At 70.3% G+C, this 14536-nt stretch carries 9 protein-coding genes; 5 read left to right on the top strand and 4 right to left on the bottom strand.

Translation table 11 applies throughout. The features are described from left to right. Positions 1-91: 91 nt before the first annotated feature. Positions 92-598, top strand: a complete 507-nt coding sequence (locus tag LAJ50_RS01720) for a hypothetical protein (protein ID WP_171044578.1) — start codon at positions 92-94, stop codon at positions 596-598. A 69-nt stretch (positions 599-667) separates the two neighbouring features. Here the strand turns inward: LAJ50_RS01720 and LAJ50_RS01715 are convergent, their stop codons facing one another. Next, positions 668-2032, bottom strand: a complete 1365-nt coding sequence (locus tag LAJ50_RS01715; protein ID WP_138652678.1) for a glutamate--cysteine ligase — start codon at positions 2030-2032, stop codon at positions 668-670. Positions 2033-2414: 382 nt separating this feature from the next. Between LAJ50_RS01715 and LAJ50_RS01710 the strand changes: the two genes are divergently transcribed. Further along, the gene (locus LAJ50_RS01710) at positions 2415-2630 is read left to right on the top strand and encodes a hypothetical protein (RefSeq protein WP_130551120.1); all 216 of its coding nucleotides are present in this window, start codon (positions 2415-2417) and stop codon (positions 2628-2630) included. Between the two features lie 260 nt (positions 2631-2890). Here the strand turns inward: LAJ50_RS01710 and LAJ50_RS01705 are convergent, their stop codons facing one another. Together LAJ50_RS01705 and LAJ50_RS01700 are read right to left on the bottom strand one after the other, a co-directional pair. After that, positions 2891-5782: a serine/threonine-protein kinase gene (locus LAJ50_RS01705; protein WP_138652680.1), complete on the bottom strand. Its 2892-nt coding sequence runs from the start codon at positions 5780-5782 to the stop codon at positions 2891-2893. After that, complete coding sequence (locus LAJ50_RS01700; RefSeq protein WP_130525185.1) at positions 5779-6336, bottom strand: ECF-type sigma factor; 558 nt, start codon at positions 6334-6336, stop codon at positions 5779-5781. Before LAJ50_RS01700 ends, LAJ50_RS01705 begins: the two co-directional genes overlap by 4 nt. Positions 6337-6514: 178 nt before the next feature. On the opposite strand from LAJ50_RS01700, the gene LAJ50_RS01695 reads away from it, so the two are divergent. The 3 genes from LAJ50_RS01695 to LAJ50_RS01685 all read left to right on the top strand — a co-directional run bounded on the left by LAJ50_RS01695 (position 6515) and on the right by LAJ50_RS01685 (position 13361). Then, the gene (locus LAJ50_RS01695; protein WP_138652682.1) at positions 6515-12211 is read left to right on the top strand and encodes an autotransporter domain-containing protein; all 5697 of its coding nucleotides are present in this window, start codon (positions 6515-6517) and stop codon (positions 12209-12211) included. A gap of 115 nt (positions 12212-12326) precedes the next feature. After that, positions 12327-12542, top strand: coding sequence for a hypothetical protein (locus LAJ50_RS01690; RefSeq protein ID WP_138652684.1), 216 nt, complete (start codon positions 12327-12329; stop codon positions 12540-12542). 126 nt (positions 12543-12668) lie between these two features. After that, complete coding sequence (locus LAJ50_RS01685) at positions 12669-13361, top strand: VIT family protein (protein WP_130551124.1); 693 nt, start codon at positions 12669-12671, stop codon at positions 13359-13361. Between the two features lie 341 nt (positions 13362-13702). Here the strand turns inward: LAJ50_RS01685 and yihA are convergent, their stop codons facing one another. Next, a complete protein-coding gene (gene yihA / locus LAJ50_RS01680; protein ID WP_138652686.1) occupies positions 13703-14341 on the bottom strand; it encodes a ribosome biogenesis GTP-binding protein YihA/YsxC in 639 nt (212 codons plus the stop codon). Positions 14342-14536: the final 195 nt, after the last annotated feature.

The following is a 14536-nucleotide window of genomic DNA, read 5'->3' as shown; positions in this document are numbered from 1 at the left end:
TTGCCCGGCACGCGGCCTCGCCACGCCGACTTCACCCGCAGCGGCCGGACCCGCCGCTCACTCGAGCTTCAACACCATCGGAGAAATGCCCATGCGACCTCGACACCTGATGCTGGTCCTATTGCCGCTCGCCGCCGGCCTGCCCGCCGCCGCCCACGCCGAAGGCTGGTGCCTGGGCAAGAAGATAGACAACACGCGCCTCGTTGCGCACTTCAAGGACACCGCTGGCATGTCGACCCAGGAAATCGAGATGGCCTACCAGGCTCACCTGGACCGGGTGGCAGCACAGCCTGGCCGTGTCAAATGGGTCATGGGCGGCAACGTCGAATGCGGCAAGGGCAACGACGACCGCAACAATACGATGGAGGGTGGCAACACCGGGCCGACCGTCATGGTGCCCTGGCAGCCCAGCCGCGCGGACCTGGAGGCCGGCAGGGCCGAGCGGGCCCGGCTGGAGGAGGAAGCGCGTGCCGCCCGGGCGCAGCCGGCCGCGGCGGTCGAGCCCGCGCGTGACGCCGACACCCCGCCCGCACCCGAGCAGAAGGTCGACAAGGCCAAGCGACTGTTGAAGGCGCTGACCGACAGGCTCCCGCGCTGAAGCACGCCCACGCAGCCATCAGGGGTTCGCAAGCCAGCGCGCAGGCTTGCGGCCCGGCGCGCGAAGCGCTCAGCGGTAGGCGAATTCGCCGAAGACCGGGTCCACGCTGCGGCCCCATGCGCCCTCGTACAACGCCAGCTTGGCGTCGGCCGCGCTCACGCCCGAATCGACGATGGCGTGCAGCGGATCGAGGAAGCCGGTCTCGTCGCGACCTTGGTGCAGGCGGGCGCGCCGGGCCAGGCCGGCGTGGGCGATCTCCAGCGCGCGCCGCGCCAGGTCGCGCACGCTGCCGCCACGGAACGGCAGGCGCAGGCCATGCCGCGGTACGCCGTCGCGCAGGGCGTGGCGCTCCTCGCCGGTGAAGTCGCGCACCAGGTCCCAGGCCGCATCCAGCGCCGCATCGTCGTACAGCAGGCCCACCCAGAAGGCCGGCAACGCGGCCAGACGATCGGGCGTACCGGCATCGGCACCGCGCATCTCCAGATACTTCTTCATGCGCACCTCCGGGAAGGCGGTGGTCATGTGATCGGACCAGTCGCGCAGCGTGGGCAGCGCACCGGGCAGCACCGGCAGGCGGCCCTTGAGGAAGTCGCGGAAGCTCTGGCCGGAGGCGTCGTGGTAGATGCCGTCGCGGTAGGAGAAGTACATCGGCACGTCGAGCAAATAGTCGACATAGCGCTCGAAGCCGAAGCCATCCTCGAACACGAAATCCAGCATGCCGGTGCGGTCGCCATCGGTATCGGTCCAGATATGCGAACGGTAGCTCTGGTAGCCGTTGGGCGCGCCGTCGGTGAACGGCGAATCGGCGAACAGCGCCGTGGCGATCGGCTGCAGCGCCAGCGACACGCGGAACTTCTTGACCATGTCCGCCTCGCTACCGTAGTCCAGGTTGACCTGGACGGTGCAGGTGCGGGTCATCATGTCCAGGCCGAGCTTGCCGACCTTGGGCATGTAGGACTTCATGATCTGGTAGCGGCCCTTGGGCATCCACGGCATGTCCGCGCGCGTCCACTTGGGCTGGAAGCCCATGCCCAGGAAGCCCAGGCGCAGCTCGTCGGCGACCTGGCGCACTTCGGCCAGATGCGCGGTCAGCTCGTCGCTGGTTTCGTGGATCGTCTCCAGCGCCGCGCCCGAGAGCTCGAGCTGGCCGGCCGGCTCCAGCGTGACCGAGGCGCCGTCGCGCAGCAGCGCGATGGTGCGGCTGTCTTCCTGCACCGGCTGCCAGCCGAAGCGCGTCAGCCCGACCAGCAGCGCTTCGATGCCGCGCTCGCCCTCGAAGGTGGGCGGGCGCAGATCATCGGTGCGGAAGCCGAACTTCTCGTGCTCGGTGCCGATGCGCCACGCCTCGCGCGGCCGCGCCCCGGACGCGGCGTAATCGACCAGCTGAGACAGCGTGGTGATCGGGGTATCGGCAACGTGGCTGGGACTGGACAAGGGCGACTCGCAACGAAGAGGGGGGCGATCTGGCGCCGCGGGGGGACCAGCACAACGGCCGCATGATACCGGGCGCCTCCCGTCGCATCGTCGACGCCGGCGTCGCTTGAGCTTTCCAGTGATGCGCGCCCGGACCGCCTGGACGGTCCCACGGTTGCGCCGCCGGGCGACCGCAGCGCGGTGTGCGAGGACGGGCGACTGGCCACGAGGCTGCCCGATGCCGCGCCTGCACGCCCGGGCTCCCTCGCCGGCCCACCCTGGCGCGCCGGCGGCGAAGTGGCCCCCAAGCCCGACACACGTCTTGCCAGGCGGCAAATCATCCAATCAAATGGGTTTGTCAGAACTTCCTGACAACCCACCACACAAGGAGTCGTGCACGGCCATGAAGATCATCAAGCACAGGAAAGCACAGTCCATCGCTTTGCTGCTTCTCGTCATCTCGGCTCACGGGACGGCCGCGGCGGAGACGTCTTACAACTCGGGAGGTTTCTCCTTCATCGAGAGAATCCAGAGTTGGTTGTTCGGGGCTTCTACACCAGAGGCATCGATACAGGGCAGCGACGGCGTACATAAGGCCATTGCGCAGAACTACCGTTAGTAGAAGTCTGCCCGAGCGCGTAACCCTGTCGCCAAGGGGAAAAACCTTGGCGACACTACGCAGACCCCCTGTCGCCAGTACCAAGAAGGCTCTGGCCAGCCACTGATCAGATTGATTTCCGCCTCAACCGCTAGGACGGCTTGGCACGGCCGGCAGCTCCCGGACCAGCGCGATATTCGTCGTGGGCAGGCCAGACGCTTTCTGCAATGGCGTCAAAGCGTGGGCGACGTCGTTCCCGACGTACCCCGATTATTCAGGACTCAAGCACGCGCGACGTGTTGCGGCTTGGCAAGTCGCAGCGCGAGTGTTTCAGCCGAGTGGCGATTGCGCTCAGCCGGCACCAAGGCCTGTTGCAGAATCGGCAACGCCTCTACCAGCAGCCTGCTCGCCTGTACGGGATCGCGGGAAGCCAGATCGTCGGCCAGCCGCGCCTTGGCGATGGCCGCCTCGCAGGCGTTGGCGCCTCGATCCAGCTGCGCGAGCGCAGCGCGCTGGTGGCGCTCAGCGGCCAGCGTGTCACCACGCAGACGATCGAAGGTGGCTTCGGTCGCCAGGAGCCGGGCGAAGTCGGGGTGGTCTGACGGCACACCGCGCTGGACCAGGACCGCGCGCAACTGCGCCAGCATGAGCACGCCGCGCGCCACATCGCCCTTGGCTTGCTGTAATTCGAGCGTGGCGCCCAGCACGTTGGCGTACTCCTCCGAGGTGGGGCCGTCGAGCCGCAGCGCACGCGCGCGCAGCGCATTCAGACGCTGTCCCGCCTCCGGCAGCTGACCGTCGGCTACCAGAGCGCGCGCCTGAACGCGCTCGATCATACGGCGAAACGCATCATCGGCCGGCACCTGTGCCTGGTCGATCCGCGCCATCCCCTCAGAGGCGAACCGCAGTGCCGCCGCGACATCGCCGCGCTGCAGCGAGGTGGTGGCGAGATTGGCCAGCACGATCCCCAGGTTGCGCGGCCCCTCTCCTGCCTGGCTTGATAGGCGCAGGCTGTGCTCCAGCGCCTGTAACGATTCCGCGTAACGTCCCTGCTTGTTGAGCGCGTCAGCCAACGCCTGGTAAAGCACCGTGGCCGCGGCGCTGCCGAAACCGCCGGTCCGCTCGCCCACGTCGATGGCCTGGCGCGTCACCCGTTCGGCCTCGATCACCTGCCCCTGCGCGAGCAGGCCATTGATCAGGTTCTTCGTCAATGTCTGCCGCAGTGGCGAAGCAGGCGGGATCCTGTTCGCATCGGCGTAGGCCAGACCCGCGCGACTGGCACTCAATAGACCAGTCCCGTTGCCTTCCAGGCTGGCAATGTCGCTGAGGTCCGAGTACACGTCCAGCACCACATCCACCGGGGGCGCGGGCATGCGCTTGGCCAGGGCCAGAGCAGATTCGGCGCGCTTGCGGCACCAGAACACACCGTACTTCTGCAAATGGCCCAGGGTCAGATGAGCCAGCGCGCGCAGTTGCTGCTCCGGATCGTTCGGCGCGAAGCGCTCGCGCAAAGCGACGGCCTGCTCGGCCACGCTCAGGGTCTCGGGCAGACGTTCGAGATTGTTCAGCGCGTCCGAGTACACCACCAGGTCATCGGCCAGCGTGAGCGCGTCCTCGCGTTGCCGCGGTATGACCCCGCGCGTGCCGGCTTCCAGTAACGCGACCGCGGACACGTTGTCCCCCAGCGACTGGTAGAGCCGGCCCAGCATGCGCTGCACCGATTGGCGCACCTGTGGCTCCAGCGCTTTCTCATCGAGCTTCCTGCGTGCCTGATCGAGCAGCTCGCGCACGCTGACATCACGGCGCATGGCCTGCTCCGGCGCGGCGGCGGCGAGGGTATCGCTCAGGAAGGCCAGCGTTGCACGCGCGCTAGCGCTTTCGCGCGTGGCGATGCGCGCCTGGGCGCGGGCCTCGTGCGCCTGCCAGAGCGCGACCCCGGTGCCCGCGACCAGGGCGAGCGAGACGGCCGCGACCGCGGCGGCCAGCGTACGGTTGCGGCGCCCCCACAGCCGCAGGCGCTGCATGCGTCTGAGCGGCACGGCGGCGATCGGTCGACTGTCCAGCCAGGCCTGCAGGTCGTTGGCCAAGGCGTCGGCCGTGGCGTAGCGCGCCTCCGGATCGCGCCGCAGGCAGGTCTGGACGATCGCCGACAGGCTGCCGCGCAGCGCGCGCGACAGTGAGGCAGGGGTGTGCCCGCCGCGCTGCAGCGCTTGCTCGGGCGGCAGCTTGGCGGCGGCGCGGGTGAGCGGCTCGGGATCGCGCTCGAGGTGCTGGAGCTGGCTGGCCAGCGGCGTGTCCCGGGTCAGCCCGAAGGGATGCGACCCGGACAGCAGCCGATGCAGCACCACGCCCAGCTGCCACACATCGGTGGCGGTGGTGATGGGCGCATCGTGCAGCTGCTCGGGCGAGGCGTACTCGAAGGTCAGGGCCCGGTCGTGCGTGGCCGTCACGGCGCCGCCCTCCAGCTGCTTGGCGATGCCGAAATCCAGCAGCTTGACGCGTCCTTCCGCATCGACCATCAGGTTGGAGGGCTTGAGGTCGCGATGCACGACCAGATTGCGATGCGCGTAGCGCACCGCGTCGAGCACCTGCAGGAACAGCGTCACGCGTTCGCGCAGCCCCAGGTTGTGCGCGTCGCACCAGCGGTCGATGGGCTGGCCGTCGATCAGCTCCATCACGAAGTACGGCTCGCCCTGCGGGGAGATGCCGCCATCGAGCAGCGTGGCGATGTGGTGATGGCGCAGCGCGGCCAGGATCTGGCGTTCGCGCAGGAAGCGTTCGCGCGCGGGCTGCGAATCGGTGCTGGCACGGATCAGCTTGAGCGCGGCCTGCTGCGTGTAGGCGCCATCGTCGCGTTCGACCCGGTACACCGCGCCCATGCCGCCGCGCCCCAGCACGTCCAGCACGCGCCAGGCGCCGAGCTGCCGGCCCAGCATCGCATCGTGCGCTTCGTGCTCCTCGCTCACGTGCAACGCCTGGCCCCAGATGCGGGCATCTCCGTCGAAGGGCTCGCCTTCGCGGTCGTCGGCGGCAAGGAGGGCCAGCACCTGCGCGATGAGCTGCGCATCATGCGCGCAGTGCTGTTCCAGCCAGGCCGCGCGCTGGTCGACGGGCAGGTCGACGACCTCGCGGAACGCCGCCAACGCACGCCGGCGACGTTCGGCCTCGTTCACTTCTCCAGCTCCGCCAGCAGGAAGGCGCGGGCCGCGCGCCAGTCGCGGCGCACCGTGCGCACGCTGATGTCCAGCATCTGCGCGATCTCGGTCTCCTCATAGCCGCCGAAGTAGCGCAGTTCGACGATCTGCGCCGCGCGCGCGTCGGCGTCATGCAGCGCGCCCAACAGCTCGTCCAGCGCCAGCACTTCCACGATCGCGCGCTCGCCCGAGCCCAGGCGCGCGGTCAGCGTCACCGGGGCCTGTCCGCCGCCGCGCTTGTCGGCGTGGGCCGAGCGCGCCTGGTCCACCAGCACCTGGCGCATGGCGCGGGCGGAGATGGCCAGCAGGTGGCTTCGATCGTTGGCCGAGACCACCGCGCCGCCGGCCAGCTTCAGGTAGGCCTCGTGCACCAGCATCGTCGTATCCACGCCGCCGCGCTCGCGCCGCAGCTGCGCATGCGCGACGCGCTTGAGTTCGGAATACACACTGGCGAACGCCGCATCGGCCGCGGCCGCATCGCCTTGCCGCGCGCGTTGCAGCAGTTCGGTCACCGGCACCGTGTCGGTCCCCATGCCTGTCCTCGCTTGTGCCCCATGTCCGGCCTTGGCGGCGCGGATCGTCCCGGCCGCATCCTCTCACAAGCCGCCGCGCAGCGGCGCTGCCCCGGCGCGTGCGCCGCCGATGTCCTGCCCGGGCCCCGTCCTGCGCATAGCAGGGTTCGAACTCCTTCCTTGCATCTGGGGCTAACGCATGAACCGTGTCTACCGGCTTGTCTTCAACCGCGCCCTGGGCGTGCCACAGGTGGCCTCCGAGCTGGCCTGCCGCCACGGGACCGGCGCGACGGCGGGGGGCGCCAGCGTGCGGCGCGCGCGGCTGGCGTCCCTGGTGGCGCTGAGCCTGGCCGGACTGGCGGGCCCGGCTGCGGCCACGGACTACACCTGGGCCTCGGGCTGGTACACCACCTTCAGCGATCCCACCACCTCCAGCAGCGTGGCGCCCCCCACCCTGGCCGCGGGCGATCTGCTCACGCTGACCAGCGGCGCCGACAAGCTGCTGGGCTGCGCGCCCAACGGACCCAACTGCGACGGACGACAGGACCTGCTGATCGACAGCGGCGCCACCGTCGCGCACGCCGCCGGCAACCTACTGTTCGGCAGCACCGGCAGCGTGCTGACCAACCAGGGCACCTATGACCTGCAGGGCGATGTGTCGATCACCGGCGACAACAGCAACAGCGGCGGTCAGTTCGACAACCAGGGTGAGCTGCTGAAGAGCGCCGGCACCGGCACGGCGCATATCGGCGGGGTGCACTTCGTCAACAGCGGCACGGTGCGGGTGCTGGCCGGCACCCTGCAGTTCGACGGCGACAGCCAGGGCGGGCCGGAATTCAACGCCGGCAGCGTGATCGATACCGGCGTCGCGCAGGGCATCGTGTCCTTCGCCAACGGCGCGGCCTTCAGCGGCACCACCACGGCCATCAATGCCAGCCTGATGCTCGATGGCGGCCTGTTCTGGGGCAACGGCGCGGTGCTCGTAGGCAGCGATGCCTGGCTGCGGAACTCGGCGAATCTGGTGGGCAGCTGGACGCTGGACGGCGGCACGCTTTACACCAATGGCGCCAGCATCGTGGGCGACCTGGAGGTCGGCAACGGCGCGACGCTGAACCTGGTCGGCCTCATCCGGCTGCCTGGCCCGGGGTCCATCCATGTCGCGACGGGCGGGCTGATCGGTGTGTCCAACGGCGATCTGCTCGGCGGCGGGCCGGTGACCAACGACGGCACGATCCGCAAGACCATCCCCGGCACCACGGCCTTCGATGCCGCGCTGACCAATCGCGGCCGCGTCGAGATCGATACCGGCGGCCTGCAGCTCCCGGACACCTTCGTCAACGACGGCACGGTGCAGCTGCGCAACGGCGGCACCCTCCAGGCGGGCGATGGCACGGCGGTGTTCCGGCAGTCGGCGACCGGGCGCGTGGTGATCGGCGATGAGATCGACGATCTTCAGGGCAACAGCGCCGGCACGCTGGCGGCCACCACGCTGCAGGGCGGCACCCTGGTGGTCAACGCCTCCCTCGACCCCGACCTGCGGCTGGCACAGATGCAGGCGCTGGAGGTCAATAACGGCGATCTGACCCTGCGTGGCGACAATTCCACCTTCGGCGGCAGCGCGCGGGTGGACGGAGGCGGCAGCTTCCTCTGGGTGCAAGACGGCGCGCTGGGAGGCACGGTGACGCTGACCAATGGCGGTCATCTGGGCGGTTCCGGCACGGTCGCGGGCGATGTGGATGCGCAGGACGGCGCCTTGCAGCTCGGCTGGGGCAGCGACAGCCAGTTCCATATCGGCGGTGCACTGCGGCTGGGCGCGAACAGCCGCCTCAACGCCATCCTCGGCGCACCGAACGACCTGCCCGCCTCGCAGGCGCGGCTCACCGTGGGCGGCGACCTGATCCTCGACGGCGGCCTGGCGCTGAACGCGACGCAGGACATGGGCACCGGCGTCTACCGTCTGATCGACTACGGCGGCGCGCTGACCGACAACGGCCTGGACGTGTACGGCCTGCCCAGCAACCTGGTCAGCCAGGTCCAGAACAGCATCGCCCACCAGGTGAATCTGGTGGTGAACCCGGCCGGCGGCGACACCTCGCTGAGCTTCTGGAACGGCAACACGCTCTCGCCCACCGGCACGGTGGTCGGCGGCTACGGCACCTGGAGCGCCGGCACGCGCACCAACTGGACCAACGCGAACGGGACCGAGTCGCGGGCGTGGAACGGACGCGCCGCGGTCTTCCAGGCCAACCCGGGGGTCGTCGCCGTGAGCGGCGACGACGGTGAGGTGAAGACCACCGGGATGCAGTTCATGGACGGGGAGTGGTGGGTATCCGGCGACGGGCAGCTGACGCTGGATGGTCAGGGCGGGGATGTGGTGGTCCGGGTGGGCGACGGCACCGCGGCCGGCGCGGCGTGGACGGCGCACATCGGAGTGCCGCTGACCGGCAACGCCACCCTGGTCAAGACCGACCGGGGCCGGCTGGTGCTCTCCGGCAGTGGCAGCTGGAAGGGGGACACGCGGGTGGAAGCCGGCACGCTGCAGCTGGGCAGCGGGGGCGGCCCCACCTTCGCGGGGACGTTCACGGTGGCAGCGGGCGCGACGCTGGAAAACTGGACCGATCTGAAGATGACCACCAGCGACCTGATCACAGGCCCCGGCCAAGTGATCAATCAGCAAGAAGCAAGGATTTTTCTGCAGGGGAGCGAGTCGTTCTCCTTCCCCGGCACCCTGCGCAATCTGGGCCTGATCAAGCTGTTCGACAACAGCTCCCTGCGCCTGCCCGGCGGCTTCAGCAACGAGGGCATCCTGCAGGTCACCGGCGGCGCGCTGCATGCATCAGATGACGTGCTTGACCAGAGCGACGAGGGCATCCTTTATCTGGGTGGCACCATCGAGGACGGTCCCGAGACCAGCGGCCAACTCGCCTTCCGCACCACCGTCCACGGCGGACGTGTGGTGTTCAATCACACCGACATCAAGAGCTACGACCTGTCCCTCTCCCAGGTGGACAGGGTGGACGTGCTGGCCGGCTACACCTCGCTGAGCCAGGACAGCCCGGACTTCGGTGGGTACGCTGTCGTCACCGGCGGCGAGCTCAACGTGCATGCGCTGCTCGGCGGCAATGCCCTGGTTTCCGGCACCGGCATCCTGAGCGGCGACGGGCGCCTGTCCGGCAGCGTGGCGGTGAATGCCGGCGGCACGCTGTCGGGCATGCAGGGCGAGCCGACGCTGCGCATCGATGGCGATCTGCTGCTGGGGGATACCGCGGTGGTGCGGGCGTCGCTGTACGCGCCGGACAGCCAGGCGCTGTTCGCCGTGGGCGGCAACCTGACGCTGGATGGCGCCCTGCAGGTCACCGATGCCGGCCTCTTCGGCCAGGGCGTGTACCGGCTGTTCGACTACGGCGGCACCCTGACGGACAACGGCCTGGACGTGGGGGCGCTACCCAATGGCACCAGCGGTGCGCTGCAGACCTCCGTCGACAAGCAGGTGAACCTGGTGGTCAGCGGCGGCGACGACCAGACCGTGAGCTTCTGGAACGGCACCACCACCGTCCCCGATGGCCAGGTGCATGGCGGCAGCGGAACCTGGGTCGGCTACCTCACCAACTGGACCAATCCGGCGGGCACCGACCCGCGCACGTGGAACGGGCTGTTCGCGGTGTTCCAGGGCGCGGCGGGCACGGTGACGCTGGATCACAGCCACGGCAACGTGGAGACCACCGGCCTGCAGTTCGCCAGCAGCGGCTGGATGCTGCAGGGTTCCGCACTGCACCTGGAGGGTTTCGGCGCAGAGGTGGTGGTGCGGGTGGGCGACGGCAGCGCGGACGGTGCGGCGTCCAGCGCCACCATCGCCAGCGACGTCCGCGGCGATGCCACGCTGGTGAAGGACGACCTGGGCACGCTGGTGCTGACCGGCAACGGCAGTTGGCAACACGGCACCGTCGTGCGCAACGGCACCCTGCAGATCGGCGACGGCGGCACCACCGGTGCGATCGTTGGCGACGTGCGCAACGCCGGGACGCTGGTGTTCGATCGCAGCGACGCGGTGGACTTCGCCGGCGCGATCAGCGGCGCCGGCACGCTGGCGCAGGCCGGCGGCGGGCTGCTGCGGCTGACGGGCGACTCGTCCGCCTTCAGCGGCACCACCCAGGTGCGCGCCGGCACGCTGGAAGTCGATGGCGCGCTGGGCGGCGCATTGGCCGTGCAGTCCGGCGCGACGCTGCAGGTGGGCAATGGCGGCACGGCCGGCGTGATCGCCGGCAATGTCGCCAACGCCGGCACGCTGGCTTTCAATCGCAGCGACGCGGTGAGTTTCGCCGGTGCGATCGGCGGCGCCGGCACGCTGGCGCAGGCCGGCGGCGGCACGCTGCGGCTGACGGGCGACTCGTCCGCCTTCAGCGGCGCTACCCAGGTGCGCAGCGGCACGCTGGCGGTCGATGGTCGCCTGGGCGGCACGCTGGCGGTCGGCTCCGGTGCGCGCCTGCAGGGCAACGGCAGCGTCGGTGCCACCACCGTGCAGGCCGGTGCGACCATCGCGCCGGGCAATTCCATCGGCACGCTGAGCGTCACCGGCAACTATGTGCAGCAGGCCGGCTCGACCTATGCGGTGGAGATCGATCCCAGCGGCGCCAGCGACCGCATCGCGGTGGCCGGCACCGCGACGCTGCAGGGCGGTACGGTGGCCGTGAGCAAGGCGGCGGGCACTTACCTGCCGGGCACGTCCTTCGACATCCTCAGCGCCGCCGGCGGCGTGAGCGGGCGCTTCGATGCGCTCACCCAGGATCTGCCCTTCGTCGACCTGTCGCTGCGTTACGGCGCCAACGATGTCCTGCTGCAGGTGGCGCGCAACGCGGTGGCGTTCTGCGAGGTTGCGGCCACCGGCAACCAGTGCGCCGCAGGCGGTGGCGTGGAAAGCGTCGGCAGCGGGGCCTTGTACGAGGCGGTAGCCAGCCTGCCGGACCAGGCCAGGGCGCGCGCCGCCTTCGACGCGCTGTCCGGCGAAATCCACGCCGAGACGCGCGCCAGCCTGCTGCTGCAGTCGGCCGAACTGCGCCAGGCGCTGGACGAGCGCCGCACCGACGGCAGCGGCGTCTGGGCGCAGGCGCTGGGCGCCTGGGGCCATCTGAGCGGCGACGGCAACGCGGCGCAGGTCAAGGAAGACCATCAGGGCCTGGCGTTCGGCGCCGACCTGGTGCTGGGCGAGCATGGCGTCCTCGGCGCGCTGGCCGGCTACAGCGACGGCAGCCTGCGCAACGACGCACGCGCCTCCTCGATGGATGCGCGCGGGCTGCATCTGGGCGTGCACGGCGGCGTGCAGACCGGTCGCTTCGAGCTGCGCGCGGGCGTGACCTACTCCGACTATCGGCTGGACAGCCGGCGCGCGGTCTACATCGAGGGTCTGGAGAGCCAGCGCCTGCGCGCCGGCTACGACGCGCAGCTGTGGCAGGGCTTCGCCAGCGCCAAAGTGGCGTTGACGCCGGTGCTGGGGGCGCAGCTGGAACTGGCGCATGCGCAGGCCCGCACCGATGCCTTCGACGAACACGGCGGCAACGCCGCCTTGCACGTGGCCAGCGGCACCAGCAAGACCGGCACCGCCGGGGCCTGGCTGGTCCTGGACGTGCCCTCGGCCGATCAGCGTCTGCACGTCGATGCGCGACTGGGTCTGCGGCACCGCTTCGGCGGCGATGCGGTCTCGTCCATGCAGGCGCAGTTCGACGGCGGCGCGCGTTTCCAGGTCCTGGCCCCGCGCACGGGCCGCGACGCGGTGATCGGGCGCTTCGCCGTGGACTATGCGCTGGGGCGCGCCAGCGAACTGTCGCTGGCGTATGCGGCGACCAGCGGCGGCGGCGCGGCGGCGCACCAGGCCAGCCTGCGCTACACCTGGCGCTTCTAGCGCGCATGGCGCATTTCAGCAGCGCGATGCGCTGTGGCGCCGACCCGGAGCGAAGCACGCCCGGATCGGCGCCCCCGGCAAGACCCCATCTCCCCTCAACAAAGGAACCTGCGTCATGGCGTGGCAGAAAGTGGACCACTACAGCTTCGGCTTCAAACCGGCCGACAAGACCTACTGGATGTACTACACCCTGGTCGGATCGCGCGTGAGCACCCAGGTCTTCCTGAGCGCGACCGAATGCCAGACGCTGGCGACCCTGTTCAATGCCAGCGCCTCCATCAGCTACGAGTCGGTCGGCGGCTATTTCGCCACCGAGGCCCGCCAGCTCTGAGCGGATCGGTCGATCCGCGCGCAGCGGGGGACGCGCGAGCGCATCGCATTCGCGCCAGGCCTCGCAGTTCGCGTTGCATGGCCGGGCTTGGCTAGGCTGTGGGTCCCCGCTCCCCGGTCATCGTCCATGCGCAAGCTCCATCCGGAAGTCCACCGCAGCAACCGTACCGGCTGGCTGCGCGCCGCCGTGCTGGGCGCCAACGACGGCATCGTCTCCGTCGCCGGGTTGATGGTCGGCGTGGCCGCCGGCGGCGCCGGCCAGGGCACGCTGGTCGCCACCGGGGTGGCCGGGCTGGTGGCCGGGGCGATGTCGATGGCGGCCGGCGAGTATGTCTCGGTCAGCTCGCAGGCCGACACCGAGCGCGCCGACCTCAAGCTCGAGAAGCGTGAGCTGGCCGAGGATCCGCAAAGCGAGCTGATCGAACTGGCGGGCATCTACGAACAGCGCGGCCTGCAGCCGGCGCTGGCGCGCCAGGTGGCCGAACAGCTGACCGCGCACGACGCCCTGGCCGCACACGCCCGCGACGAGCTGGGCATCACCGAGACCCTGCGCGCACGGCCGGTGCAGGCGGCGCTGGCCTCGGCGGCGGCGTTCTCCACCGGCGCGGTGTTGCCGCTGCTGGCGGCGCTGCTGTTCCCGGCGCAGGCCAGGGTGGCGGTGATCATCGCCACCCTGCTGGCGCTGCTGGCGTCCGGCGCGCTGGCCGCGCGCGCCGGCGGCGCACCGACGCTGCGCGGCGCGCTGCGGGTCACCTTCTGGGGCGCGCTGGCGATGGCCGCGGCGGATCTGGTGGGCCGCGCGTTCGATGTGTCGCCCTGAAGGTTGAGCGGCTGACCATCACCCGTCGTTCCCCCCGCAAGCGGGAACCCCGCGCCTTGGCTCTGCGCTTGAACGTCCATGGGTTCCCGCTTTCGTCGGAACGACGGCAGAAAGGTTTTGCGAGTGGGTGCGAGCTTGAATCCCCCTGCTCGCCGAAAGCTGTCCCCGCCCCGCGCGATGAGCTCACATCCCGTCATCCCCGCGAGCGCGGGGATCCAGGGACTTTCGCAGGTCGAGCAACGTCCCTGGGTTCCCGCGTGCGCGGGCACGGCGGCAGGAGGTTGATCGCGGCGTTGATCGGCCGCGACAGGGCGAACGGAAAGGGCCCGGCGCCGCTGCGCTTACTCGGCCGCGACGACCGCCGCGGCCGCCGGCATCAGCTCCAGCCAGCCCTGCACCACCGTACGGGCCTGGTCCACGCCCTGCTTGGACTCGGACGAGAACACCTGCACGCCGACGCTGTCGCCGAACGCCGAGGACAGTTCCTTGCGCACCGCGGCCAGGGTCTGCGACTGCTGGCCGCGGCCGAGCTTGTCGCCCTTGGTCAGCAGCACATGCGCCGGCAGGCCGCGCTGGACGGCGTAGCCGAGCATCTGCCGGTCGTAGTCCTTCAGCGGATGGCGGATGTCCATCACCACCACCAGCCCGCGCAGCGACTGGCGTGTGGCGAAGTACTGATCGATGAAGGCCTGCCAGTGCGCCTGCAGGTCCATCGGCACCTTGGCGTAGCCATAGCCGGGCAGGTCGACCAGGCAGCGCTGCGGCCGGACCTCGAAGAACACCAGCTGCTGGGTGCGGCCCGGCGTCTTGGAGACCCGCGCCAGCGCGTTGTGGCCGGCCAGCGCGTTGAGTGCGCTGGACTTGCCGGCATTGGAGCGCCCGGCGAACGCCACCTCCAGCCCCTCGTCGGCGGGCAGCTGGCGGGCGTTGTGCGCGGACAGCAAATAGCGCGCGGCGTTGAGATAGTTGGAGACGGCCATGGGCATAGGATCGCACGGGCATCGCGCGCGGCGGCGACCATGTTGCAGCGCGCCATCTTTTCCGCGCATCTGCCCGGCATCTGCGGCCAATGGGCGCGGTGCGTGCGTTTTGGCGCGGCTCGCATTGACCGTCCGCGCGGGCCGTGACGATAATCGGCCGGCTTCACGCGGCCCGGGCCATGTGGTGCGCGAACC

Source organism: Pseudoxanthomonas sp. X-1 (genome assembly GCF_020042665.1).
Taxonomy (GTDB): Bacteria; Pseudomonadota; Gammaproteobacteria; order Xanthomonadales; family Xanthomonadaceae; genus Pseudoxanthomonas_A; species Pseudoxanthomonas_A spadix_A.
This window is presented reverse-complemented; position numbering and strand designations above follow the sequence as displayed.